The organism is Streptomyces sp. NPDC006208, assembly GCF_040613775.1.
Taxonomy (GTDB): Bacteria; Actinomycetota; Actinomycetes; order Streptomycetales; family Streptomycetaceae; genus Streptomyces.
Genome location: NZ_JBEXSW010000044.1, coordinates 1 through 23,387, shown reverse-complemented (window position 1 = coordinate 23,387; position 23,387 = coordinate 1). Strand labels below are relative to the sequence as shown.

The window sequence follows — 23,387 nt, the reverse complement described above, 5'->3', positions numbered from 1 at the left end:
CTAATACCGGTATAAGAATTGGGTTTCGGTGCGTGGGGCAGGGAGCCGCAGGACATGGTGGAGATCAAGACCGACACGGCACTGGACGCGATGCGGGAAGCCGGGCGCGTCGTGGCCCACGCCCTCGCCGCCGTCCGGGAAGCCGCAGGCATCGGGGTGTCCCTGAAGGAGCTGGACGAAGCAGCCCGCACCGTCCTGGCGAAGGCCGGAGCACGCTCGCCCTTCCTCGGCTACCGGCCCTCCTTCGCGCCCACCCCCTTCCCGGCGGTGATCTGCACATCGGTCAATGACGCCATCGTCCACGGCATCCCCACCGACTACCGACTGCGTGACGGCGACCTGGTCAGCATCGACTGCGGCGCGGAACTCGATGGCTGGACCGGCGACGCTGCCATCAGCTTCACCGTCGGCACCCCGCGGCCCGCCGACCTGGAGCTGATCATCGCCACCCAGCGCGCGCTCGACGCCGGCATCGCCGCAGCCAACCCCGGCAACCGGATCGGCGACATCTCCCACGCCATCGGCGCCGTCGCACGATCAGCACGCTGCGGCATGCCCGCAGACTTCGGAGGCCACGGCATCGGCCGCCGCATGCACGAAGACCCTCACGTCCCCAACCGAGGGCGCCCCCACCGCGGCTTCCCCCTCCGCCACGGCCTGACCCTCGCCATCGAGCCCATGCTCATGGCCGGCGGACGCGACAACTACCGCACCGGCACCGATGGCTGGACCCTGCACACCATCGACGGCAGCCGAGCAGCCCACATCGAGCACACCGTCGCCATCACCGAAGAAGGCCCCCGCATCCTGACCCTGCCCTGATCCGAACAGCGAACCGTCGCACCGCTGGCCATGACGCCCGTCACAGCCGCAATTCTCCCGACGTGTCGGGGGAGACCGCCAGCGAGAAGGAATGGCCCGCCGGGTCTGTGTACACGCGCTCGTCGCGGGGTCCGTGGTTGTCCCTCGCCGAGGCCGGCCGCGCGCCGAGGCCGATCGCCTCCCGCTCCGCCTCGTCCATGTCGCCCCGCGCCACCAGGATGCGCAGGTGTGCCTGCTGCGCGTCCTCCGGCCGGGGCCAGCTGGGCGGGGCGTACCCGTGGTCGCGTCGCATCGCCAGATGGACGCCCTGCTGCCCGAGCACTTCCACGAAGTCGGGGTCGCTGCCGACCCGCACCTCGGCGGAGAGCAACCCCGCGTAGAACTCGGCGAGTTCGGTGGGCTCGGCGGCGTCGAGAACCAGGACACTCATCTTGTGAACCGTCATACGGACCGGCTACCCCCGGCAGCCGGTCGCATACGGTACGGCGCCGTAAGGACCTACCGCCATCACAGCTTGACCAGGAGCGCAGACCTGCTGGGGCTCGAACTGGCCGACCGCGGCTTCGGCTTCACTGTGCTGACAGGGTTCCGTGACCGGCTCCTGGCCCACGACCCGGAGGAGAAGATCCTGGATCTGCTGCAGAACAGCTGACGGAACCAACAGGACGCCATCCTCGAACGTGTCCGAGCCGAACAGGCCGCCGAGGAGGGGAAGACCCACTACGCGGTCCGGGCAGGGGTGGAAGGCATGATCCACCAGGTGTCTCCGCCGGTCATTTGATCAGTCGGGCGGGTGCGGTGCTGGCACGTAGCAGGTACTCCAGTGGTCCGCGCCGGAAGAACCGGGTCCAGACGAGGGCCAGCAGCATGGCCGCGACGGCGAAGCAGAGGAACGCCGGCAGGGTGGCGGAGTCCGGCAGGTCCTCGACGCCCAGGGCCTTGATGGCGATGATGTGGCCGACATACGCGGTCAGGGCGATGGAGCCGACCGCGGTGACGGGGGCGGCGAACCACCGCAGGCGCGCCGACCGGTTGGTGGCGAAGAGACACGCGGCCAGGACCGCCAGGGCGACGCCGGTGTTGCCCACGATGGACCAGGTCGTCTGGCTGTGCGGCGCGGCCACCAGCAGCCAGGCGGGAACGCCTGGGGTCGGGTCCTCGCCCACGCCGTCGGACCACCAGGCCGATGCCGCCGCCGAGGTGTCCGTGGCCGCATTCACGTCGGCCTGCGCGCCCGGGACGAGGCGCAGGGCCAGCCACGAGCCTCCGTAACCGAGTACGGCCAGCGCCACGCCGCACATGGCGAGCTTGCTGAGCACGCCGGGTCGGCCGAGGTCGAGCTTGGCCAACGCCATTCCGGCGATGATGAAAGGCAGCCAGGTCACCACCGGGTACGGGCCGGTGATGAAGAGCTCGACGACACCGTCCGTGTCGGTGACCCAGGCCAGCGGATCGTAGTCGATGACGGCATCCGCCCAGCTCCCGTCCTCCACCGCGACCCGGATCAGATACAGCACCTGGGGCAGGACGAGCGTCGCCGCCGCGGCGATGAGGGCCAGGGTGGCGGCCCGCAGCCGGTACAGCGGCAGCGCGAGGACGAAGAGCAGCCCGTAGGCGGCAAGAATCACGTCGACATCGGTGTCAAGAGCGACCAGGGCGTATCCCACGGCAACCAGAACGATGGAGCGGATCAGCACTCTGCCCACCGCCTGCCGACCCGCGCGCCCGGTCCGCGGCTGGGGCCAGCCGGTGAGGAGAATCAGACTGAACCCCGCCAGCAGAGCGAACAGGGCAGCGGACCGGCCACGCGCCAGCTCCATCACCAAGCCCAGCGCCCCGCCCTCCGACGGCTCGGGGCCGACGTGCGCTGCGTACATGCCCAGGATCGCCAGACCTCGGGCCAGGTCGAGACCGATCAGCCGTCCCGTCGACGACGTGGCGAAGCAGGAATCTGTCCCGGCCGCCGGTGCGGTCCCGGACAGCACAGCCGGTGATCCGTCGCCTGTCACTACTCCAGGATTGAGAAAGCTGCTCGCTTCAACCATCCGGCAGATGTCCGGAGCCACCCCCGCCGACCGGCTGACCCAGTCCCCTGCCGCACGGCCGCAGTCGGTGTCGGGCATCCGCAGGGCTGGGCTGTCATATGGCCTGCGCAGCCGCCGTCCACCTGCTCGATCGGTCCGGCCGTCCGGCCGTCCGTCCGTCCGGCCGTCCGTCCGTCCGTCCCCGGCAGCGCAGGAGCCGCCCTGGCCATTTGACAGCTCGCCGGCACGTTGCTTTCGCCAGGTTCCTCTTCGGTGTGCCGGAGCCACGACCAGTCCTCCGGAGGGGGATTGGGGGAGTGCTGGTGGAGGGAACAGGTTCGAGGCAGCAGGCTGCCCCATGCCGGCGCCTCACAAAGGGGGACCCGGGCTCCAGTGACCACCGGCCGTGAGCATTCCGTCAATGCTCACGCTCGTACCCGGCCGGTCGCGGCGTGCCCGCGTCCTGAAGCTCCAGGCGAAGTTCGTACCCGCCGTCGGCCGTCGGCCCGGAGGGGACAGTGCCGCCGAGGAGCGCGGCGCGCTGACGCAGGCCGACCAGGCCGTAGTGCGCGCTGGGCCGAGGAAGAACGAGCCGTGTCGGTGCGGTACTGGTGACCGTGACACGGATGGCGCCGCCCTCGTGGGACATGCGCACCGTCGCGTCGGGGCCGGGGGCGGCCCGTTCGACGAGGTGGGCGGCCTGGACGCGGCTGCCCACCTCCCCGGCGATGAGGGGGACGGTGAGTCCGTCGACGTCCGGCGGCACCGGGACATCCAGCAGCACGACCTCGAGACCTGTCTCCTGAGCCGTCCGGACCGCCTGGCCTCCGGGAACCGCCGCAACGACGTCCATGTCGTCCGCCGTGTCCAGCTGTGCTGAAAGCCCCCGGATCGGGGCCTCGGCGACGACCACCGTCCCGCCGGATCACGCATGCTTCCCTCGCCATCGGACCACTGTCCGATTCGTACCGCGCCGAGGGACGTCCAGCCGGGGCCCGAGACCGCATCCGGCCGGCCGCACGAGGCTGTGCCAGCCAGTCGGCGGGGGCCTTCCGGACACCTGCCGGATGTTGGCCACCGGCAACTTCCCCAACCCTGGAGTAGTGACGGGCGACGTATCACCGGCTGTGCTGTCCGGGGCCGCACCGGCGGCCGGGCGAGACTCCTGCTTCGCCACGCCGACGGGACGGCTGATCGGTCTCGACCTGGCCCGAGGTCCGGCGATCCTGGGCATGTACGCAGCGCACGTCGGTCCCGAGACCAAGCGCCGGCAGCCCCACCATCCGGCGTCATGCCGGCCAGGAAGGGAGGACAGTCCTATGAAGGTCCACCTGACAATGCTGTGTGCGACGGCCGGGGGTGCCGCCTTCGGCGACGGTCGCCTGAGTGAGCGCGGCCTGCGTGTGGCAGGTTCCGCCGGAACAGCGCTCCGCCCGTACTCGCTGACCATCCGGGCTCCTTCCTTTCCTTGCGCTCAGATGGCTGACGCCCTCGGCATGGAAGCAACACTCGAGCCCGCGCTGCGCGACTTCGACTACGGCGAGTGGCGCGGCCGCACGGTCGGCGAAGTCACCGCCACCGACCCCCACGGGTTCACCGCCTGGCTCACCGACCCGGATTCCGCGCCACACGGCGGCGAGTCCGTACGTCAGCTCTGCCGGCGAACTGCCGACTGGCTGGGCAGCTTGCCGCCCGACACGGGCCACGCCTTGGCCATCACAGAACCAGCTGTGGTCCGGGCCTTGCTCGTCCTTGCTCTGTCCGCGCCGGCAAGAGCCTTCTGGCATCTCGATGTGCCACCCCTGTCCGCGGTCTCCTTCACACCGCGCGGTGGCCACTGGAACGTCCGGCTCGACCGAATCACTCTCAATGAAAGAGTCGGCAACAATCTGTTGGAGCGCAGGGGGCCCGCTCTGGTCATTTGACAGCTCGCCGGGAGCTGATGCCTGGCCGCCGCTGACCATCGCGCCGTGTCCACGAGTGGGGACCAGCGTCATCAGACCAGTGGCAGCGATCTGTGCAAAGACGGGCCTACGCCTCTGCTGCACCGGCATCGATGGTCGGAGACACCCCCGCCGGTCGGCGGGGGTGGTTCGGACATCTGCCGGATGGTCGAAGCCGGCGTCGCTCCTGAAGTGTGGTGACCATGGGGACACGGCTCAGCTCCGGCAGGCCGTCCGCGCCGGCAGCCCCGTACCGATATCGCACGCTGACTGACGATCGTGGCCAGACCAGGGTTCATGATCTTGTGACTCTCGGGATGCGCGCCGCCCCGGCTGCTGTTCCGGGACGGGGTCGCCGCGCGTGGGCCGCATGGGCCGGTGCCGGCGGGAACGCCCTGGGGAGCTGTCGTGATGGGCAATGGCGCTGAGGGAGCCACGGCTGAGGGCATGCGGGCGGCAGCGGCCAGTACCGAGATGCTGTTGGCCCAGGTGCTGGCCGGTGTCATGCGTACCGAGCAGGTGTCGGTCGACAGCAATTTCTTCACCGATCTGGGTGCCGATTCCCTGGTGATGGCGCATTTCTGTGCCCGCGTACGCAAGCGGGACGACCTGCCCACGGTGTCGATGAAGGACATCTACCAGCATTCCACGATCCGGAGCTTGGCTGCCGCGCTCGCGGACATCACTTCCTCCTCGGCTCCAGTCGCGGTCCAGTCCCCGGCCCCCTCGCAGACGCATGCACTGACCACCTCACCCCTCCCGGTGCAGACCGACGCGCCGTCCGACGTGTCGGCCGAAGCGCCGTCCGGCACATGGCAGTACGTGCTGTGCGGGGCGGCCCAGCTGCTGGCCTTTCTCGGTTTCTCCTGCCTCGGCACCGTCGCCGCCATCCGCGGCTACCAATGGATCCTGGCCGGTTCCGGGACAGCCGGCCTCTACCTGCGGGCGGTCCTGTTCGGTGCAGCCGTCTTCTTCGGCCTGTGCGCCCTTCCCATCGCCGCGAAGTGGATACTCATCGGCCGTTTCGCCCAACGGCGGATTCCCCTGTGGGGTCTCGCCTACCTGCGCTTCTGGTGCGTCAAGTCCCTGATCCGTAGCAGCCCGGCCCGCCTGCTCACCGGTTCACCGCTGTACGTGCTGTACCTGAGGGCCCTCGGCGCATGCATCGGAAAAGGCGTCACCATCCTTTCCCGTACCGTTCCCGTCTGCGCCGACCTGCTCACCGTCGGCGACGGCACGCTCATACGCAAGGACGTGCTCCTGTCCTGCTACCGCGCGCACGACGGCTGGATCGAGACCGGCCCGGTCACTTTGGGCGCGGGCGTGACCGTCAGCGAGCAGACCGTCCTCGACATCGAGACCTCGATGGGTGACGACGCCCAGCTGGGCCACGCCTCCTCCCTGCATTCTGGGCAGGCCGTGCCGGCCGGTGAGTCCTGGCACGGCTCACCGGCGCAGCGGGCGGAAACCGACTACCGGGCCGTCGAGCCCGCTGCATGCGGCTCTGTGCGCAGAGCCTTCTACGGCCTGGGTCAGCTGATGGCCATACTGCTGGTGTATCTGCCGCTGGCGATGGCCGGGGTCGGCGTCGTACTCACCGCGATGCCGCAGCTGCACCTACTGCCGTCCACAGACCCGCCCGTCTTCACGAGCCGCGCGTTCTACATCGAGACGCTGATCGCTTCCCTGGTGGCCTTCTTCGGGGGAACGCTCCTGGGCCTGCTCGCGGTGAGCACGGTGCCGCGGCTGCTCAGTCCGGTGATCAAGCCCGACAGGATCTATCCGCTGTACGGCTTCCACTACGGCATCCACCGGGCGATCTTGCGGGTGACCAACATCAGGTTCTTCACCACGCTCTTCGGGGACAGCTCCGCGATCGTCCACTACCTGCGCCGGCTGGGGTACGACCTGTGCCGGGTCGAGCAGACCGGTTCGAACTTCGGCACGATGGTCAAGCACGACACCCCCTACCTGAGCACGGTCGGCAGCGGAACCATGGTTGCCGACGGTCTGTCGATCATCAACGCCGACTTCTCCAGCACCTCCTTCCGCTTCTCCCGGACCTCGATCGGGCCGCGCAACTTCCTCGGCAACAACATCGCCTACCCCTCACGCGGACGGACGGGCGACAACTGTCTGCTCGCGACAAAGGTCTTGGTCCCCATCGACGGGCCGGTGCGCGAAGGCGTTGGCCTGCTGGGCTCACCCAGCTTCGAGATCCCGCGCACAGTGATGCGTGACCAGCGGTTCGACCACCTGGCCACCGGTGACGAGCTGCGACGCCGCCTCGCTGCCAAGAACAGGCACAACGCAGTCACCGCGAGCCTGCACCTGGTGGCGCGGTGGTTCCACTTCTTCGTACTCGCCCTCATCGCCGTGGCTGCCGTCGACCGCTACCACGTGCATGGCATGCCGGCGCTTGCACTGGCGAGCCTGCTCACTCTCACGTTCACCGTCGGCTACTTCACACTGATCGAACGGGCCGTCACGGGATTCCGGCCACTGAAGCCGCTGTACTGCTCGATCTACGATCCCTCCTTCTGGCGACATGAACGCTTCTGGAAACTGACCTCACACCGCTACATGCAGCTCTTCAACGGCACCCCGTTCAAGAGCCTGGTCTGGAGGCTGCTGGGCGCCAGGATCGGCCGCCGGGTCTTCGACGACGGCTGCGTGCTGATCGAGCGGACCCTTGTCAGCATCGGGGACGACTGCACACTCAACGCCGCGAGCATCATCCAGTCCCACTCGCAGGAAGACGGCGCCTTCAAGTCCGACCACGCCGGGCTCGGCCAGGGCGTGACGCTCGGCGTAGGCGCGTTCGTCCACTACGGCACCATGATCGGCGACCATGCGCAGCTTGCCGCCGACTCCTTCCTGATGAAGGGCGAGGAAATTCCCTCTCACGCAGGGTGGGGCGGAAATCCCGCCCGGGGACAGGTGCCGTCAACGAGCGGCGAACCAATCGACATGGCGCCCTGATACGGGGGGTGCGGATACCGGTCCGGGCGGCGAGGGCCCGGGCGATCAGGTGCTCTGGGACCCGCGACTTGATGCGCACTGGGTCCTGCGGAGACACAGAAATCCAGGCTGGGCGAGCAACCCTGCTGTCGGTTGGAAGTGAGCAATCCCGGTCTGAGGAGCCGTTTCAGCGGTCACTCTGAGTGACTCCCTCCAGACCTGCACAAGCCGCCGCGCTGCCGTCCGACGGCGGGCGAGGCAGCTGGGCTCGATGTTCGAGATATTGCCCTGCATCCCTGCGGCGATCGTCGGCCCAGACACCCTGCGGCTGACCAGCGTGTTCCTACGCGCACCGCGACACTGGTTCTGAGCGATAGCCACTGTCGCGGTGCTCAGGTTGGGCGTGCGCCTCGGCCGTCGGTGCCGGGGCCGTAAGGAGCTGTGACCATGTCCGATCTCCCAGGCCACCAGCAGAACCAGTCGGCGGAGCCCAAGGAGCGCAGCACAGCCGTGCTCGATGTGCGCGGTCTGAACTGGGCGTCGCAGCAGAGCGCGGTCCAATCGGTGCTCGGTCGGCGGCCTGGCGTGGTGGATGTCGAGGTCAACCCCGTGGCGCAGGCGGCCACGGTCGTCTTCGACCCGCGGCAGACCTCGCTGGCCGAGCTGCGGCGGTGGGTGACTGAGTGCGGCTATCACTGCGCGGGGCAGGTCGTGCCGTCCCATATCTGCGATCCCATGGTCGAGCCCGATCCGCCGGGAGTTCCGTCCGCTGCCGCAGCGGTGAAGACAGAACCCGAGGCTCACGCGCTTCCCGAACCGACACCTGAGGCACCTGCGGCTTCGGGGGACCTACGGTCGCCGGACGAGATGATGGGCCACGGCGGCCACGGCGGCCACGGCGGCCACGGCGGCATGTCGATGGCGGCCATGGTCGCCGACATGCGCAACCGCTTCCTGGTGGCCGCGATCTTCTCCATCCCGATCGTGATCTGGTCGCCGATCGGCGAGGAGGTGTTCGGGCTGGAGGCGCCGGTGCCCTTCGGTCTGCGGCAGGACGTGTGGGCGCTGCTGCTGAGCCTCCCGGTGATCTTCTATTCGTGCACGATCTTCTTCGAAGGAGCGGTGCGGGCCCTGCGCGCTCGGACGCTCGACATGATGGTGCTCGTCGCGGTCGCCGTCGGCGCCGGATGGCTGTACTCCCTGGTCATCACGTTGAGCGGCGGCGGCGACGTCTTCTACGAGGCGGCCACGGTGCTGGCGTCGTTCGTGCTGCTCGGTCACTGGTTCGAGATGCGGGCCCGGGGCGGTGCCAACGACGCGATCCGCACCCTGCTCGATCTTGCTCCGCCGCGGGCGGTGGTCATGCGTGGCGGTGAGCCCGTCGAGGTGCCGACCTCGGACGTCGCTGTCGGCGATCTGCTGCTGGTCCGTCCCGGAACGAAGATCGCCGCGGACGGGGTCGTGGAGGACGGCGAGAGCGAGGTCGACGAGTCGACGGTGACCGGGGAGAGCCTGCCAGTGCACAAGTCCCCCGGATCACCGGTCGTCGGCGCCACCTTGAACGCCAACGGAACACTTCGGGTCCGCGCCGCCCGGGTCGGCTCCGACACCGCGCTCGCCCAGATCGTCAAGTTGGTCCAGGAGGCCCAGAACTCCAAGGCGCCGGGCCAGCGACTGGCCGACCGGGCCGCATTCTGGCTGGTGCTCGTCGCCCTCGTCGGCGGTGTCCTGACCCTGGCCGTGTGGCTGCTCGCCACCGACCGGCCGTTCAGCGCCGCGATGCTGTTCGCCATCACCGTCGTCGTCATCACCTGCCCGGACGCGTTGGGCCTTGCCACCCCTACCGCGATCATGGTGGGTACGGGTCTGGGTGCCCGCCGCGGCATCCTGTTCAAGAACGCGGCCGCCCTGGAGGCATCCGCCGGCATCCACACCGTCGTCATGGACAAGACCGGCACGCTCACCATGGGGGAGCCCGAGGTGACGGAGGTGGTCACCGCGCCGGGAACAGACGAGCGCGCAGTGCTGCGCATGGTGGCGGCCGTGGAGCGCGAGTCCGAACACCCTTTGGCCGAAGCCGTCGTCCGGTACGCGCAGGCACAAGGGGTTGCTGCCGCCGACGCGCGCCACTTCGAGAACGTGCCCGGTCACGGTGCCACCGCCGTCGTCGGGGGACACCGCATCGCGGTCGGCAACCGCCGTCTGGCAACGCGCGAGCGCGTTGATCTCGGTCCTCTCACCGCCCGGCGTGACGAACTGGCTGCAACGGGTCGCACCGCGATCATCGCTGGTGTCGACGGACGAGCGGCGGCGCTGATCGCCATCGCTGACGCACCCCGAGAGACGTCGGCCGCCGCCGTGTCCGAACTGCACGCCCTCGGCGTTCAGATTGTCATGCTCACCGGCGACAACAAGGCCACGGCCGAACGGATCGCCGGTCAACTCGGCATCGACACCGTCATCGCCGAGGTACTTCCCGGCGACAAGGCAGCCAAGGTCGCCGAACTGCAGCAAGGAGGAAGGAAGGTGGCCATGGTCGGGGACGGCGTCAACGACGCGCCGGCTCTCGCCCAGGCCGACCTCGGCATCGCCATCGGTGCCGGGACGGACGTCGCCATCGAGACGGCCGACGTCGTGCTCATGCGGTCCGATCCCCTCGACGTGCCCACTGCCCTGCGCATCGGCCGGGGCACCCTGCGCAAGATGCGGCAGAACCTCGGCTGGGCCATCGGCTACAACGCCATCGCCCTGCCCATCGCCGCCGGCGTCTTCGAGCCCACCACAGGGCTCGTGCTTCGCCCGGAGATCGCGGCCCTGACCATGTCCGGCTCCAGCATCATCGTGGCCGTCAACGCACTCGCCCTCAAACGCCTCCGGCTCCCGCGGGAGGCGTCCGGCCGCCCACCAGGTGGGGGCTGATCGGCCCACCAGCCGGGAACCGTCCGGCCCCGACCCACTGCCCTCCGCAGCAAGACAGTGAAAGGAAAGACAGACTCCTACCCGGCGTCGGGAGCCGCCTCGAGACCGCACTCGATGAAGCAGGTGAGTGGCGATGATGTTCTGGTACCGCCATGACCTCAGTGGATGGGGCTGGCTCGCGATGTCGCTCGGCATGATCCTGTTCTGGGCCCTGATCATCACCGCGGGCTTCCTGCTTCCGATCCCTGAACAGACCCCACGAGCATGCTCACACCCCTGCCGCGCCACACCTGAGCAGATTCTCGGTGACCGGCTCGCCCGCGGGGACATCAACGAGGACGAGTACCGGCGCCTCCTGAACGCCCTGCCAGCCTTCAGGTCCTGAACATCGCCGTCAGCCCCGACGACCCGGACACCGTGCTCGCCACCAGCGCCGACGGCATCGCCAAGAGCAGCGACGGCGGACGAACCTTCGCGCCAGGAAAGCAGCCCATGATTGCCTTCCTCTCATGGGCAACGCCCGCGGCGCTGTACGGAATCGACGACACGGGCGGGCTCAGCCGCAGCACCGATGGCGGCTCCACATGGGCTAAGGCAGGCTCGGTGCCGGGCGGCCAGACACAGGCACTCACTGCGGTCGACGACCAGCACATCCTGGCCGCCACCCAGACCGGCGTCTACGAGTCGCGGGACAGCAGCAGGACCTTCACCAAGCGGTTCGCGGTCGAGGCAGGAGACGGCCACTGATCACCACGTAGTGCTGAACGGCACACGGCGTAGGCGAAAGTCGCGTCCGTGCCGCCCGCCGTATTCTCGAGGGAAGCTGCGACCCAGCAGGCGGAACAGACGTCATGAACGAAGGGGCCGATGGCAGCAAACAGCACCGGCAACGGCAGCTCGGCGGCAGCCCGGCTGCTGGCGGTGTGTGCGCTGCTCGCCGGTCTGTTCCTCATGCACGGCAGCCCGGCAGCCGCTGAAGGCTGCCACGGCGATGCTGCGGGTGCCGCGTCCCCGGCAAGTATGGCGGTGGCGCCCCATCACGCCATGAGCACCTCGGCACTCCCGGTTGCCGGAGGCTCCACCGGTCCGGCGGTTCACGCCGATATGCCCTCGCCGGCCTATCACGCGGTGTGTGTGTCCACCCCCGCACACGGCCCGGTCCTGATGCCCGCCCTCGCGGTCCTCGCCCTGGTCGGGACGGCCGCGATGTGGGTGCTGACCGGTCGAACGACGGGTCTGTCGGCTGCTCGTCGGCGGGCGCCGCCGGGTGGCCGTCCTCTGCTGCTTCAGGTGTGCATCGCGCGGACGTGAGCAAGCCGTGCCCGCCCCCGATCGGGGGACCGGGCCACGCCGTCCTGCTCGCTCCGCGCGCCGCTGCGCGGCCGCGGTTTCCCGAAAGAGACCGAATCCTTATGTCTGCACACCCTCGTCCCATTTCCTCGCGCCGTCGTGCCCTCGCGGCGGCTGCCACGACTGCCGTGCTCGCCCTGACCCTCGCTGCCTGCGGCGGCTCGGGTGACGACGCCATGCCCGGCATGGACCACGGCGCCAAGGCCCACGCCTCTCACGCTCCGTTGGCAACGGGCGCGAAGGGCCACGACATGGCCGGCATGAAGCACACGGCGTCCGACGACGGCCTGGCCGCCGAGAAGAACGGCTACCGGTTCAGCACCGCCTCACCCGTCCTCCCCGTCGGCAAGGCGGCCGCCTACCGCTTCACGATCACCGGTCCTGACGGCAAGCCGGTGACCGCGTTCAGCGTCGAGCAGACGAAGCGGCTGCACTTCTACGCCATCCGCAGCGATCTCACCGGCTTCCAGCACATCCACCCCACCATGGCTTCCGACGGCACCTGGACCGCACCGCTGACGGCGCTGCAGCCCGGGATCTGGCGCATGTACGCGTCCTTCACCCCGGACAGCGGGCCGGACAAGGGCGAGGACTTCGTCCTGAGCACCACCACGACCGTCCCCGGCACCGCACCCAGCACCGCCCTTCCCAAGGCGTCCGCCTCCACCACCGTCGACGGCTACACCGTCACCGTCACAGGTAGGCCCATGGAGAGCATGGCGCATCCGCTCACCGTCACAGTGACCAAGGACGGAAAGCCGGTCACCGACCTGGAGCCCTACCTCGACACCTACGCCCACCTGACGGCCTTCCACGCCGGCGACCAGGCCCTGGCGCACCTTCACCCCGAGACCCAAGTCTCGGGCGGACGGGGCGGGCCCAGCCTGACCTTCCACGCCGAACTGCCCAAGGCTGGTGACTGGCGGCTCTTCCTGCAGTTCCAGACCGCCGGCACGCTCCACACCGCAGCCATCACCATGAACGTCGGCTGATCACACGCCGGGGCGGGATGCATGCGTGCTCCCGCCCCCGGCGTTGGCCTCTCAGGGACTTCGCACGGCAAGGGCGACGAGCATCGAGCGCGCGGCCTCGACGAGCCCGGTGGGTGCCGTCGATCAGCGCGATGGAGTCGCGCTCGCCCCTGCTGCGGCGCTTGCCCTTGCCCGCGGGGCGGGTGCGCAGGCGGTGGCACAGCCGGGTGCGGGACAGCTGTCGACCCGGGTGAAACAAGGCCTGAGCGGCATGCGTGGGGCCACCGTGCATACTCCTGCCGACCCGGAACTGTCAGCGGGCATCACTTGCTTCAGCGTGGCAGGCCACACCCATCAGCAGGTCGTCGACCACGCTGCCGCCCACCGCGTGCGGCTGTCCACCTCGACCTAAACCCGCATCGGCACCGCCGTCATCAACACTCCAGCCGAGATCGACACCGCACTCAACAGCCTGGCTGACCTCACCCGCTGAAAGCCGCCGGGCCGAGTACGACCTTCGACGATCTCCGTTGCCTAGGTGCGTGGTCAGCCACGAACTCCGTAGCCGACCATCGCCAGAGCGGCCGCGCAGAGGCTGCGCTTGGTGAGGACTCCAAGTCGGGTGAGGTCGAGCTTGGCCACCGCCGGGCGACGATGATGAAGGGCAGCCACGTCACGAGCGGGTACTCGCCGGTGACGCAGGTTCGACGAGCCCGTCCGAGCCGGTGATCCAGGCCAGCGGATCATGGGCGATGACCGCGTCGGCCCAGCTACCGCCCTCGACGGCCGTCCGCAGCTGGCCGCGCGTGTCGGGAACCGCCCCGCCGACCGGCTGGACTGCCCCATCGCCGTCACGGGTAGTCCGCGACGGCTGCAGCGATGGGCGGCGACTGGACCTCCAGGAACAAGCGGTCGTCCGGTCGTCCTCGGTTCGAGGCATCTACCCGTTGAGGTGTCGAGTTCGTCGCTCTCCTTCGCCGACCCGCCTACGGCAAAGGGCCCCGATGATGGGCCCCGTACCATGGGCCTCGTGTCCTTTGCCGCGCAGCCGACGAGCCGCCGTGCCGGGCGCGTATTCGCGCTCTTGGTGATGGCGGTGCTTGCTGGTGTGCTGGGCATGCACGCGCTGGTTCCCGGCGGTGCGCCCGGGGCGCAGGCTGCCTCCGGTCACGACATGGTGACCCATCACTCACCGGCGGTACCTGAAGCGAGCCCGGGATGCTCGCACACCGACGGCGGGACGAATCACCTTGACCACACGGACTCGACCTGCGCGGCGGCCGGTATCGGTTCTCCCTACGCGCCGCCCGCGTTGCCCGTCGCGGTCGAAGTCGTGCAGCCCGCCACTGCGCTGAACGGCACCGACAGGACGGGCGTGACCAGCCGGGCGCCGCCTGACCTGGCCGAACTGCAACTTCTGCGGATCTAGAGCGGCCCGCACGGCACCCCTTGCCCCAGACCTTCCTGGGAGCGGCGCCGTGCCTGTACATGCCCTCATTTCCGTGAAATCCGTGCGCCCTGTCGTGGGCTGCGCGGCAAGGAGTTGCACCACCGTGAACAAGAAGCGTTCCCTCATCCGCCGTAGCGCCGCCACGATCGCCGCCGGTGCGGCCGTGCTCGTACTGGCCGCCTGTGGCGGCAACAGCGACAGCTCGGCCGGTCACGAAGGCCACACCACCGCCTCTCCGTCCGGCGCGACCTCCGCGGCGCAGGGGCAGCACGCCGCTGCCGACGTCGCGTTCGCCAAGGGGATGATCCCGCACCACCGGCAGGCAGTGGAGATGGCGGACCTTGCCGCCTCCCGTGCTCAGTCGGCCGAGGTGAAGAAGCTCGCCGCGGACATCAAGAAAGCACAGGACCCGGAGATCGAGACGCTGTCCGGGTGGCTGACGTCGTGGGGCGAGGAAGTGCCCGCCGAGGGCGCCATGGACCACTCCATGCACGGCATGGAAGGGATGATGAGCGCCGACGAGATGCAGAAGCTGCGCCAAGCCTCGGGCTCCGCCTTCGACACGGCCTTCATGCAGATGATGATCAAGCACCACGAAGGTGCGGTGGCCATGGCCAAGACCGAGCAGGCTGATGGCGCCTACGCGCCAGCCAAGGAGATGGCCCGCGACATCATCGCCTCCCAGACCGCGGAGATCACTCAGATGAAGAAGCTGCTCGGCCAGGGCTGACCGGGCAACGAGGGCGGGCGCCCTGCGGCGCCCGTCCTGCGTACTGGATGCGCGCCGGTCTGGGCCCAGAACGTTTCACGGCGCCGCAGTGCTCCTCCCGGGCTTGGTGCCACGTCGCAGGGTTCTTTGGATACGAGGCAGGTGAGGTCCGGGCCGATGGAAAACGGAGAGGGGCCCGGAATACCCCTGGGGGGTATTAAGTTATGGGTATGCGAGGAGACGGGCGTGACCGTCGCCTCTTGAGCGCACAGATCGATGAGTGAGGAAGATGCCATGACATCCCAGACGCGCACCGCTTCCTGCTGCGGCACCAGCTCTCGCGGCTCGGGCGGCACCGTGGACATCCAGACCGCGGGCTTCGTTACCGTCTACAAGGTGTCCGGTATGACCTGCGGTCACTGCGAAGGCGCCGTCTCCCAGGAGATCTCCGCCCTCGACGGAGTGACCTCGGTCAAGGTCGTCGCTGCCACTGGGGAGGTGACGGTCAACTCCGCCACTCCTCTCGACGACGATGCCGTCCGGGCGGCCATAGACGAGGCGGGCTACGAGCTCGTCGGCCGGGCCTGAACCACCTCTCACGGGCACTTCGCCCGGTCCACCCCGGACGTACCGCTCCGCTGATACGGACGCCGTACGCCCGGACTTCCCCAGGAGAGACGCACATGACCAACACGGCCCCTGAACAAGCGGCGACGTCCGCGACCGAGGTGGAGCTCTCCATAGGCGGCATGACCTGCGCCTCGTGCGCAGCGCGCATCGAGAAGAAGCTCAACCGCATGGACGGCGTCACGGCGACGGTGAACTTCGCGACGGAGAAGGCGAAGGTCTCCTACGGCGACGGCGTCCGGGTCGACGACCTGATCGCCACCGTGGAAGCGACCGGTTACACGGCCGAGGAACCTGCGCCGCCCGCGCGTGAGGAGGAGGCTGCCGGTGCGGCGGCCGCGCCTCCGGCGACCGACGCCGAGTTGCACGCGCTGCGGCACCGTCTGCTCGTTTCCGTGGCCCTGTCCGTGCCGGTCGTCCTGATGGCCATGATCCCGGCGCTGCAGTTCGACAACTGGCAGTGGCTGTCGCTGACGCTCGCCGCGCCCGTCGTCGTCTGGGGCGCGTACCCGTTCCACAAGGCTGCCTGGACGAACGCCCGACATGGTGCGGCCACCATGGACACTCTGGTGTCCATCGGGACGCTGGCCGCCCTGGGCTGGTCGGTCTGGGCCCTGTTCTTCGGCCACGCCGGCATGACGGGGATGCGCCACGGATTCGATCTCACCGTCTCCCGCACCGACGGCTCGTCCTCCATCTATCTGGAGGCCGCGGCCGGCGTGACCGCCTTCATCCTCGCCGGGCGCTATCTCGAGGCGAAGTCCAAGCGCAAGGCGGGCGCGGCACTGCGCGCGCTGATGGAGCTGGGCGCCAAGGACGTCTCGGTGCTTCGCGGCGGCAAGGAAGTGCGCATACCGGTCGCGGAGCTCGCCGTCGGTGACCGCTTCGTCGTCCGCCCCGGCGAGAAGGTCGCCACTGACGGAACGGTCGTCGTAGGAGCCTCGGCCGTCGATGCGTCCATGCTCACGGGTGAGTCCGTGCCCGTGGACGTCACTGTGGGCGACCCCGTCACCGGAGCAACCGTCAACGCCGGTGGGCGACTGGTCGTCGAGGCGACCAGGGTCGGTGCGGACACCCAGCTGGCCCGCATGGCCAAGCTCGTCGAGGACGCCCAGAACGGCAAGGCCGAAGTGCAGCGGCTCGCGGACCGTATCTCAGCAGTGTTCGTCCCTGCGGTGATCGTCATCGCGTTGGGCACGCTGCTGACCTGGCTCCTCGTCACAGGTGACGCCACCGCCGCGTTCACGGCGGCCGTCGCCGTGCTGATCATCGCCTGCCCCTGTGCGCTCGGCCTCGCGACGCCGACCGCCCTCATGGTGGGAACCGGACGCGGCGCCCAGCTCGGCATCCTGATCAAGGGCCCGGAGGTCCTCGAATCCACCCGCCGCGTCGACACCGTCGTCCTGGACAAGACCGGCACCGTCACCACCGGCCGCATGGAGCTGCACGACGTCGTCGCAGCGCCCGAAGTGGACGAGGCCGAACTGCTCACGCTGGCAGGCTCGCTGGAACACGCTTCCGAGCACCCGGTCGCCCGGGCGATCTCCGCGGGGGCCGTCGCCCGGGTCGGGCGGCTGCCGGTTCCCGAGAGCTTCGAAAACGTCCCCGGCCTCGGCGTCCAGGGCGTCGTCGACGGCCATGCCGTACTCGTCGGGCGGGAAAAGCTCCTGAAGGAATGGGCCATCGAGCTCCCCCGCGAGCTTGCCAAGGCGAAGGCCGCCGCGGAGGCCAAGGGACGCACCGCCGTAGCCGTGGCCTGGGACGGCGAGGCGCGTGGTGTGCTGACGGTGGCCGACGCGGTCAAGGAGACCAGTGCCGAAGCGGTGGCGCAGCTGCGCCGCCTCGGGCTGAACCCGGTTCTCCTGACGGGCGACAACCAGACCGTCGCCGAGTCCGTCGCCCGCGCGGTCGGTATCGACGTGGTGATCGCTGAGGTCCTCCCGGAGGACAAGGTCAAGGTCGTCAAGCGGCTGCAGGGCGAGGGGCGCACCGTCGCGATGGTCGGCGACGGCGTCAATGACGCCGCCGCGCTGGCCACCGCCGACCTCGGACTGGCGATGGGCACGGGCACGGACGCGGCCATCGAGGCCGGCGACCTGACCCTGGTGCGCGGTGACCTCCGCGTGGCCGCCGACGCGATCCGCCTGTCCCGCAGGACCCTGACCACGATCAAGGGAAACCTGTTCTGGGCATTCGGCTACAACGTGGCCGCCCTGCCGCTCGCCGCCGCCGGCATGTTGAACCCGATGATCGCCGGCGCCGCCATGGCGTTCTCGTCCGTCTTCGTGGTCACCAACAGCCTCCGGCTGCGCTCCTTCAAATAAGAAGCCGAGAACCTACGGCTCCCGGTCCGCTGGACCGGGAGCCGACGCGTCTGTGGGCCACCCACCAGCTGCTCACGCGGCCTGGCGCTCGCGGACGCTCTGCGCACGCTGACGACGGCGGCCGTACCGGGTCATCCCGCGCGGCTTGAACACCGACAGCCCGGCGGCCGTGAGCAAAGCCACGGTGGCCGCGACAGCGTCCGCGACCAACTGGACCCGTATGCCCTCCATCTCGCCGCCGGACAGAGCAGCCCGGGCAGCATCCGCCAGGTGCCCGACCGGCTGCATGTGCACGAGCAGCAGCAACGTGGCCAACGCCGTGATCAACAGCTTCGCGATCACCCAGTGGTGACGCAGCAGCCCCCACACAGTCCCCACCGACTGCACCAAACCGGTCAGCAGCGAGGCGACAGCCAGCGGGACGATCACCGTCCAGCCCACCAACTCCATGGACACATAGGCACCCCGGACCGTCGCGGGGCTACTGCTGGCCAGACCGGCGATAGCCAGGGCAAGAAAGGCGGCCACCGCGCCGAGCCAGCCGAGCGAGAACGTCACGTGAGCGGTCAGCACCGCCTTGCGCAAACGCGTGGGAAACGGCCTCACGGCGTATGCCCCACCATGCCGCCGCCAGCCAGATGCAGGATCACGAACGCCGTGACGAGGACGACGGCCACAGCCGCCGAGATCTTCACCCATCGAGGCGCGCGCTCGTCGTCAGGCACCTGTGGATCAGTGTGGGAGTCGGACATGGCGTCCTCCGTGTGCGGTGCGGCGCAGAATTTGCGAGACACATTGTCTCGCACGCGACGGAGTGTATCCAGTCCGGGGCGTCCGTATCCTTTAGGGGTGCCGAAACTGTGGACCGAGACGATCGACGCGCACCGCCACGCCGTACGGGAAGCCATCCTGGATGCAGCAGACCAGTTGATCGAGGGCGGCGGCCTGCGCGCGGTGACCATGTCACAGCTGGCCGAACGAGCCGGCATCGGGCGTGCCACGCTCTACAAATACTTCCCGGACGCCGAGGCCGTCCTGACGGCGTGGCACGAACGGCAGATCGCCGTCCACCTGCACCTACTCATGCAAGCCGCCGACCATCCGGGGCCGGCCGTCCAGCGCCTTGCCGGAGTGCTGACCGCATACGCGGGAGTCGCCCGGCAGCGCCATGGAGGAGAGCTGGCGGCGACGCTGCACCAGGGCGACCACGTCAGCCACGCCGCGCAGCATCTGACCCGCATCATTGCCGCTCTCATCACTGAAGGCGCCGAGGCCGGCGACCTGCGCGACGACGTACCGCCCGACGAACTCGCGTCCTACTGCCTGCACGCCGTCAATGCGGCCTCTGCGATGGCCACCGGATCGGCAGTCGACCGGCTCGTCCGCGTCATTCTGCACGGCCTGCACCCAGTTCCCTGACGTACGAGACACCACCGTCAGCCGGTACATCCGTGTCGGGGCATTACGACGTGTGGACGCGCTGCGAGCCGTCCCCCAGCAGCAGGGCGACAAGGCGTTCGGTCGTATCCCGGGCGTCCAGTGGAGCGTCGGGGCTGCGGGTCATCAACAGGTGGTGGACCGCGCCCACGAGCGCGAGCGCGGTGGTGACGGCGTCGATGTCCTGCGCCACACGGCCGAGTTGCCGCTCCGCCTCCAGGTAGCCGGTGATCGACTGCTGCATGGCCGCGAAACCCGGCGCACCCGACTCCAGTGCTTGGCGGGTGTGGAGCGAAGCGCCGGGGCGGGTCATGGCCAGGCCGACGACCGCCGGGTCCAGGGAGTCCAGCAGCGCGAGCGCGACCTCGGCGAGATTGTCCGCCACGCGACCGTGGCCCACTCGCCCGCTCAGCTCTTCGGCGTGCCGGGCGCTGCGCGCGAAGCGGTCCAGGACGAGCTCTGAGATGAACTCGTCCAGGCCCGCGAAGTGAGTGTGCAGGACTCCCTTGGCGCAGCCCGCCTCGGCCGTGACCGCCCGGCTTGTCAGGGCCGCGGCGCCTTCGCGCGCCACCACCCGTTCCGCGGCCGCGAACAGCCGGTCCCGCAGATCGGGAATCGCCACTCCACGCGGTGACATCAGGACTCCTTCCAGGGAACTCATTGCAAGTATGGGCGCTCGCCCATACCATTTGGGCATACGCCCATTCTAATGCCGTCTCGGTTTCGTCCGGCGGCAGGCTTGGAGGCATCGCATGGATCACGTCGTCAATACGAGTCAGGCGCAGGCATGGAACGGCTACGAAGGCAGCCAGTGGGCGCGCAACCAGACCCGGTGGGATGTCATCAACGACGGCTTCAACCAGCCGCTCCTCAAGGCGGCTGAGGTCGGTGACCGGGACCATGTTGTGGACATCGGCTGCGGAGCCGGCCAGACCACCCGGCTGGCCGCCGACCGCGCCCGCAACGGCCGGGCCCTGGGCGTGGACCTGTCGGAGCCCATGCTGGAACAAGCTCGCGCGAGCGCGCGGCACGAGGGGCTGGCCAACGTGTCCTTCAGTCAAGGGGACGCTCAGGTCTACCCGTTCACACCTGCCGAGTTCGACGTGGCTCTCAGCCGCTACGGCGTCATGTTCTTCGCCGACCCCGTCGCTGCTTTCACCAACATCGGACGGGCACTGCGTCCCGGTGGCCGCGCGGCGTTCATCTGCGCGTCGGAACCTGAGGGAAACGAGTGGATCCAGGCGTTTGACGCGCTGCGTGGCATCTTGCCGGTCGGGGACTTTGGCAAGCCGGGAGCGCCGGGAATGTTCTCACTCGCGGACCGCGATCGCGCGCTCAGCATCCTGGCTGCCGCCGGCTTCGAGAGTGCTGAAGCCGTGCGCGTGGAGGTGTCTGGGAACTGGGGGCGGGACGCAGAGGACGCGGCAGCGTTCATGCTGAACTCGGGTCCGGGACGCCACATGCTCGCCCAGGCGGGAACGGAGCTGCAGGAGCTCGCTTCCCGCACCCTGACCGACGTATTGCGTGCCCACGAAGCGGACGACGCCGTATGGCTGCGCAGTGTCGCGTGGCTGGTCACCGCCAGCCGCCCTGGGGACCGCCGGGCATGAGCGAGAACCGACTCAATGCGGTGGCTCCAGTGAAATCGGGGCGCCTCAACAGCGAACGGATCCTGGTGGTCGGCGGATACGGAGCCGTCGGTGCGACGGTGACGACCGTGCTCGGCGAGTGGTTTCCCGGCCGGGTGGTTGTCGGGGGACGCAGCGAGGCCAGGGCCCGGCAGGGTGGCGTACGCATCGATGTCACCGATCCGACCGGATTCCGGCAGACGCTGGAAGGGCTGGGCGACGTGGCCGTGGTGGTGCTGTGCGTCGAGCCACCCGACAGTGGCGTGGCGCGTACCTGCCTGGAACGCGGCATCCATCTGGTCGACATCGGCGCCACCCGGGGGCTGCTGGAGGGCGTGGCCGCCCTGCACGACCTCGCGGTCCGTGCCCGAGCGACAGCGGTGCTCAGTGTCGGTGTCGCCCCGGGACTGACCAACCTCCTCGCCCGCCGGGCGCACGAAGCCGTCCAGGGCGCGGAGCGGATCGACCTCACGGTGCTGCTGGGCAGTGGCGAGCGGCACGGTCTGGACGCTGTTCGCTGGACGGTCGAGGGCCTGGCCGAACCGCCGGTCGACCGCCCGGAGCGGACCATGCTGCCCGGATACGGGCTGCGTACGGCCCACGCGTTCCCGTTCTCCGACCAGCACACGCTGCCCCGAACACTCGGAGTGGGACAGGTGACCACCCGTCTGTGCCTGGACTCGCGGGTGTTGAGCTCAGCGCTCTTCGGGCTGCGGCGTGCCGGGCTGCTGCGGGCCGCCCGTCGACCGGCTGTGCAACGGGCTCTGACCAGCATCTGCAGCCGGGTCCACATGGGTGGCGACGGATTCGCCGTCCGAGCCGACGCCTGGCGCGGCGATCACCACGCGGCGTTTGCGCTCACCGGAGGTGAGCAAAGCCGTGTCACCGGGCTCGTCGCGGCGCACGTCACCCGGGAGTTGCTCACCGGCACCCCGCCCGCCGGCGTCCACCACATCGAGCAGCTCCCCGCCCTGGCCTCGCTCCCTGAGGCGCTGGCGCCCCACGGCGCCTCCCTCCGGCGCCTCTGAGGCCTGAAACGCCCTCAGAGAAGGTGGCAGTTGAACCGCTCGAACAGCCACAGGTGTGGAAGCAGCGTTCATGCGCCGTGAACAGAGGCACCTTTCGTTGTGCGGCGTCGTGCCAGCGTCACGCCGTGCAGCTGCGCTTCGCCCGGGCGCTGGTGGTAAAGAGCGAGGCCGGGCTGCGCGACGGCCACGACGGGCCCCTCAACTGCCGACATCACGATGACCGTGCTCGGTCCCGAGACGTACACCCTGCTCGTCACCGGCCGGTGCTGGTCACCGACGTGCTGGCAACAGTGGGCCGCGGATGCACTCGTGCGCCAGCTCCTGCCATGATCATGGCCGCGCCGCCGCGCAACGTTGGCCCATTGCTGCCGCCCTTGGCCTGGTTGCCGCGCTCGGCGGACGTGTTCGGCGTGCAATGACGACCTACGGCACCCGTGGGTGATCACTTGATCAGAAGGGCCGGCCTCGTTGCCACGTGCATCAGGTACTCCAGCGGCCCGCGCCGGAAGAATCTCGTCCAGATGAGCGCCAGCAGCATGGCAGCGAGCGCGAAGCCCACGTAGACCGGCAGGGCGGCGGAGCCGGGGAGGTCGTCGGTGCCGAGCGCCTTGATGGCGAGGATGTGGCCGACGTACGCGGTGAGGGCTATCGAGCCGACCGCAGTGACGAGAGCGGCCAGTCGCCGTAGGCGTGGCGAGCGGTCCATGGCGATGAAGCAGAGGGCCAGCACGGCCAGGGCCACGCCGGTGTTGGCCAGGACGGACCACGTCGTCTGGCTGTGCGGCGAGGCAACCAGCAGCCAGGCCGGTACTCCGGTGTCGGGTCCTCGCCGACGGCATCGGACCACCAGGCGGATGCCGCCGCCTCCGTCCCCGTCCCCTCGTTCACAGCGGCCTGCGCACCAGGGACGAGATGCAGAGACATGGAACTGGCCCGGCATACACGGCAGGTGGGGCAGGCGCTCATGGACAGGCTTGCGCGGCACGGCGAGCATCGCGGCTACGTATGGGCCGGCCCGCTGACGGTACGCGTGACGGCGGCGCATCTGCCCAACGGCCGGTACCGCGTCGCCAGCCGTGCGATGCCCCACGTTCGTGCCGATGCGTTCCCTTCGGCGAGCGAGTAGGCGCCCGACACGGCCGAACGCTTCAGGGCCCGAGCCGACCGCGCCGAGGTGCCCCCTGCCGGCTACTG

The 23,387-nt window shown here is 69.4% G+C and carries 26 protein-coding genes and 1 pseudogene; 19 read left to right on the top strand and 8 right to left on the bottom strand.

The genetic code is table 11. The annotated features are described in order from the left end of the window. Positions 1-54: 54 nt before the first annotated feature. A complete protein-coding gene (gene map / locus ABZ208_RS29980; protein WP_356912584.1) occupies positions 55-822 on the top strand; it encodes a type I methionyl aminopeptidase in 768 nt (255 codons plus the stop codon). 40 nt (positions 823-862) lie between these two features. On the opposite strand, the gene ABZ208_RS29975 is transcribed toward map, so the two are convergent. Next, entirely contained in the window at positions 863-1,267 is a 405-nt protein-coding gene (locus ABZ208_RS29975; protein ID WP_356912583.1) for a VOC family protein, read from the bottom strand. Between the two features lie 69 nt (positions 1,268-1,336). On the opposite strand from ABZ208_RS29975, the gene ABZ208_RS29970 reads away from it, so the two are divergent. Next, a complete protein-coding gene (locus ABZ208_RS29970) occupies positions 1,337-1,474 on the top strand; it encodes a hypothetical protein (protein ID WP_356912582.1) in 138 nt (45 codons plus the stop codon). 121 nt (positions 1,475-1,595) lie between these two features. On the opposite strand, the gene ABZ208_RS29965 is transcribed toward ABZ208_RS29970, so the two are convergent. Both ABZ208_RS29965 and ABZ208_RS29960 read right to left on the bottom strand, forming a co-directional pair. Next, positions 1,596-2,831, bottom strand: coding sequence for a DUF418 domain-containing protein (locus tag ABZ208_RS29965; protein ID WP_356912581.1), 1,236 nt, complete (start codon positions 2,829-2,831; stop codon positions 1,596-1,598). 433 nt (positions 2,832-3,264) lie between these two features. Beyond that, a complete protein-coding gene (locus tag ABZ208_RS29960; protein WP_356912580.1) occupies positions 3,265-3,699 on the bottom strand; it encodes a hypothetical protein in 435 nt (144 codons plus the stop codon). Between ABZ208_RS29960 and ABZ208_RS29955 the strand changes: the two genes are divergently transcribed. The 8 genes from ABZ208_RS29955 to ABZ208_RS29920 all read left to right on the top strand — a co-directional run bounded on the left by ABZ208_RS29955 (position 3,698) and on the right by ABZ208_RS29920 (position 13,402). Then, a complete protein-coding gene (locus ABZ208_RS29955) occupies positions 3,698-4,771 on the top strand; it encodes a histidine phosphatase family protein (RefSeq protein ID WP_356912578.1) in 1,074 nt (357 codons plus the stop codon). The genes ABZ208_RS29960 and ABZ208_RS29955 overlap by 2 nt on opposite strands. A gap of 429 nt (positions 4,772-5,200) precedes the next feature. Beyond that, on the top strand, positions 5,201-7,771 hold the full coding sequence (locus ABZ208_RS29950; protein ID WP_356912577.1) for a Pls/PosA family non-ribosomal peptide synthetase: 2,571 nt from the start codon (positions 5,201-5,203) through the stop codon (positions 7,769-7,771). A 426-nt stretch (positions 7,772-8,197) separates the two neighbouring features. After that, entirely contained in the window at positions 8,198-10,669 is a 2,472-nt protein-coding gene (locus tag ABZ208_RS29945) for a heavy metal translocating P-type ATPase (protein ID WP_356912576.1), read from the top strand. Between the two features lie 133 nt (positions 10,670-10,802). Continuing rightward, on the top strand, positions 10,803-11,054 hold the full coding sequence (locus ABZ208_RS29940; protein ID WP_356912575.1) for an SHOCT domain-containing protein: 252 nt from the start codon (positions 10,803-10,805) through the stop codon (positions 11,052-11,054). A 32-nt stretch (positions 11,055-11,086) separates the two neighbouring features. Beyond that, on the top strand, positions 11,087-11,416 hold the full coding sequence (locus ABZ208_RS29935; protein WP_356912574.1) for a hypothetical protein: 330 nt from the start codon (positions 11,087-11,089) through the stop codon (positions 11,414-11,416). A gap of 120 nt (positions 11,417-11,536) precedes the next feature. After that, positions 11,537-11,980 carry a hypothetical protein gene (locus ABZ208_RS29930; RefSeq protein WP_356912573.1) on the top strand — a complete coding sequence of 148 codons (444 nt, stop codon included), beginning with the start codon at positions 11,537-11,539 and terminating at the stop codon, positions 11,978-11,980. 101 nt (positions 11,981-12,081) lie between these two features. Continuing rightward, a complete protein-coding gene (locus ABZ208_RS29925) occupies positions 12,082-13,011 on the top strand; it encodes a hypothetical protein (RefSeq protein WP_356912571.1) in 930 nt (309 codons plus the stop codon). Positions 13,012-13,120: 109 nt separating this feature from the next. After that, positions 13,121-13,402, top strand: coding sequence for a hypothetical protein (locus ABZ208_RS29920; RefSeq protein ID WP_356912570.1), 282 nt, complete (start codon positions 13,121-13,123; stop codon positions 13,400-13,402). Positions 13,403-13,536: 134 nt separating this feature from the next. Here ABZ208_RS29920 and ABZ208_RS29915 read toward each other — a convergent pair whose 3' ends face one another. Continuing rightward, a complete protein-coding gene (locus ABZ208_RS29915; RefSeq protein ID WP_356912569.1) occupies positions 13,537-13,662 on the bottom strand; it encodes a hypothetical protein in 126 nt (41 codons plus the stop codon). Positions 13,663-14,011: 349 nt separating this feature from the next. Between ABZ208_RS29915 and ABZ208_RS29910 the strand changes: the two genes are divergently transcribed. From ABZ208_RS29910 to ABZ208_RS29895, 4 genes are all read left to right on the top strand, one after another. Next, complete coding sequence (locus ABZ208_RS29910) at positions 14,012-14,419, top strand: DUF6153 family protein (protein ID WP_356912567.1); 408 nt, start codon at positions 14,012-14,014, stop codon at positions 14,417-14,419. Positions 14,420-14,543: 124 nt separating this feature from the next. Continuing rightward, a complete protein-coding gene (locus ABZ208_RS29905; protein WP_356912566.1) occupies positions 14,544-15,170 on the top strand; it encodes a DUF305 domain-containing protein in 627 nt (208 codons plus the stop codon). 273 nt (positions 15,171-15,443) lie between these two features. Next, complete coding sequence (locus tag ABZ208_RS29900; RefSeq protein WP_356912565.1) at positions 15,444-15,737, top strand: heavy-metal-associated domain-containing protein; 294 nt, start codon at positions 15,444-15,446, stop codon at positions 15,735-15,737. A gap of 95 nt (positions 15,738-15,832) precedes the next feature. Continuing rightward, positions 15,833-18,100: a heavy metal translocating P-type ATPase gene (locus ABZ208_RS29895; RefSeq protein WP_356912563.1), complete on the top strand. Its 2,268-nt coding sequence runs from the start codon at positions 15,833-15,835 to the stop codon at positions 18,098-18,100. A 72-nt stretch (positions 18,101-18,172) separates the two neighbouring features. On the opposite strand, the gene ABZ208_RS29890 is transcribed toward ABZ208_RS29895, so the two are convergent. Together ABZ208_RS29890 and ABZ208_RS29885 are read right to left on the bottom strand one after the other, a co-directional pair. After that, on the bottom strand, positions 18,173-18,706 hold the full coding sequence (locus tag ABZ208_RS29890) for a hypothetical protein (RefSeq protein ID WP_356912562.1): 534 nt from the start codon (positions 18,704-18,706) through the stop codon (positions 18,173-18,175). Further along, positions 18,703-18,852: a hypothetical protein gene (locus ABZ208_RS29885; protein WP_356912561.1), complete on the bottom strand. Its 150-nt coding sequence runs from the start codon at positions 18,850-18,852 to the stop codon at positions 18,703-18,705. Before ABZ208_RS29885 ends, ABZ208_RS29890 begins: the two co-directional genes overlap by 4 nt. Before the next feature lie 97 nt (positions 18,853-18,949). On the opposite strand from ABZ208_RS29885, the gene ABZ208_RS29880 reads away from it, so the two are divergent. Then, on the top strand, positions 18,950-19,519 hold the full coding sequence (locus ABZ208_RS29880) for a helix-turn-helix domain-containing protein (protein WP_356912559.1): 570 nt from the start codon (positions 18,950-18,952) through the stop codon (positions 19,517-19,519). A 43-nt stretch (positions 19,520-19,562) separates the two neighbouring features. Here ABZ208_RS29880 and ABZ208_RS29875 read toward each other — a convergent pair whose 3' ends face one another. After that, positions 19,563-20,174, bottom strand: coding sequence for a TetR family transcriptional regulator (locus tag ABZ208_RS29875; protein ID WP_356912557.1), 612 nt, complete (start codon positions 20,172-20,174; stop codon positions 19,563-19,565). 115 nt (positions 20,175-20,289) lie between these two features. Here ABZ208_RS29875 and ABZ208_RS29870 point away from each other — a divergent pair, with 115 nt between their 5' ends. The 3 genes from ABZ208_RS29870 to ABZ208_RS29860 all read left to right on the top strand — a co-directional run bounded on the left by ABZ208_RS29870 (position 20,290) and on the right by ABZ208_RS29860 (position 22,612). Next, positions 20,290-21,147, top strand: a complete 858-nt coding sequence (locus ABZ208_RS29870) for a class I SAM-dependent methyltransferase (protein WP_356912556.1) — start codon at positions 20,290-20,292, stop codon at positions 21,145-21,147. After that, positions 21,144-22,193 (top strand): saccharopine dehydrogenase NADP-binding domain-containing protein, encoded by a 1,050-nt coding sequence (locus ABZ208_RS29865; protein ID WP_356912555.1) that lies wholly within the window; start codon positions 21,144-21,146, stop codon positions 22,191-22,193. The genes ABZ208_RS29870 and ABZ208_RS29865 overlap by 4 nt, the downstream gene beginning before the upstream one ends. Before the next feature lie 125 nt (positions 22,194-22,318). After that, positions 22,319-22,612: a hypothetical protein gene (locus tag ABZ208_RS29860; protein ID WP_356912553.1), complete on the top strand. Its 294-nt coding sequence runs from the start codon at positions 22,319-22,321 to the stop codon at positions 22,610-22,612. A 23-nt stretch (positions 22,613-22,635) separates the two neighbouring features. Here the strand turns inward: ABZ208_RS29860 and ABZ208_RS29855 are convergent, their stop codons facing one another. Further along, positions 22,636-23,040, bottom strand: coding sequence for a DUF418 domain-containing protein (locus ABZ208_RS29855; RefSeq protein ID WP_356912552.1), 405 nt, complete (start codon positions 23,038-23,040; stop codon positions 22,636-22,638). Positions 23,041-23,139: 99 nt separating this feature from the next. Between ABZ208_RS29855 and ABZ208_RS29850 the strand changes: the two are divergent. Further along, positions 23,140-23,319, top strand: a pseudogene (locus ABZ208_RS29850) (DUF2662 domain-containing protein); the annotation flags it as partial. Positions 23,320-23,387: the final 68 nt, after the last annotated feature.

What these genes read in the sequence shown, in the direction of transcription:
- ABZ208_RS29955 (WP_356912578.1), top strand. Translation starts at nt 3,698, where the DNA reads ATGTCGTCCGCCGTGTCCAGCTGTGCTGAAAGCCCCCGGATCGGGGCC.
- ABZ208_RS29940 (WP_356912575.1), top strand. Translation starts at nt 10,803, where the DNA reads ATGATGTTCTGGTACCGCCATGACCTCAGTGGATGGGGCTGGCTCGCG.
- ABZ208_RS29925 (WP_356912571.1), top strand. Translation starts at nt 12,082, where the DNA reads ATGTCTGCACACCCTCGTCCCATTTCCTCGCGCCGTCGTGCCCTCGCG.
- ABZ208_RS29885 (WP_356912561.1), bottom strand. Translation starts at nt 18,852, where the DNA reads ATGTCCGACTCCCACACTGATCCACAGGTGCCTGACGACGAGCGCGCG.
- ABZ208_RS29900 (WP_356912565.1), top strand. Translation starts at nt 15,444, where the DNA reads ATGACATCCCAGACGCGCACCGCTTCCTGCTGCGGCACCAGCTCTCGC.
- ABZ208_RS29895 (WP_356912563.1), top strand. Translation starts at nt 15,833, where the DNA reads ATGACCAACACGGCCCCTGAACAAGCGGCGACGTCCGCGACCGAGGTG.
- ABZ208_RS29950 (WP_356912577.1), top strand. Translation starts at nt 5,201, where the DNA reads ATGGGCAATGGCGCTGAGGGAGCCACGGCTGAGGGCATGCGGGCGGCA.
- ABZ208_RS29945 (WP_356912576.1), top strand. Translation starts at nt 8,198, where the DNA reads ATGTCCGATCTCCCAGGCCACCAGCAGAACCAGTCGGCGGAGCCCAAG.
- ABZ208_RS29875 (WP_356912557.1), bottom strand. Translation starts at nt 20,174, where the DNA reads ATGTCACCGCGTGGAGTGGCGATTCCCGATCTGCGGGACCGGCTGTTC.
- ABZ208_RS29930 (WP_356912573.1), top strand. Translation starts at nt 11,537, where the DNA reads ATGGCAGCAAACAGCACCGGCAACGGCAGCTCGGCGGCAGCCCGGCTG.
- map (WP_356912584.1), top strand. Translation starts at nt 55, where the DNA reads ATGGTGGAGATCAAGACCGACACGGCACTGGACGCGATGCGGGAAGCC.
- ABZ208_RS29960 (WP_356912580.1), bottom strand. Translation starts at nt 3,699, where the DNA reads ATGGACGTCGTTGCGGCGGTTCCCGGAGGCCAGGCGGTCCGGACGGCT.
- ABZ208_RS29975 (WP_356912583.1), bottom strand. Translation starts at nt 1,267, where the DNA reads ATGACGGTTCACAAGATGAGTGTCCTGGTTCTCGACGCCGCCGAGCCC.
- ABZ208_RS29910 (WP_356912567.1), top strand. Translation starts at nt 14,012, where the DNA reads ATGGGCCTCGTGTCCTTTGCCGCGCAGCCGACGAGCCGCCGTGCCGGG.
- ABZ208_RS29865 (WP_356912555.1), top strand. Translation starts at nt 21,144, where the DNA reads ATGAGCGAGAACCGACTCAATGCGGTGGCTCCAGTGAAATCGGGGCGC.
- ABZ208_RS29870 (WP_356912556.1), top strand. Translation starts at nt 20,290, where the DNA reads ATGGATCACGTCGTCAATACGAGTCAGGCGCAGGCATGGAACGGCTAC.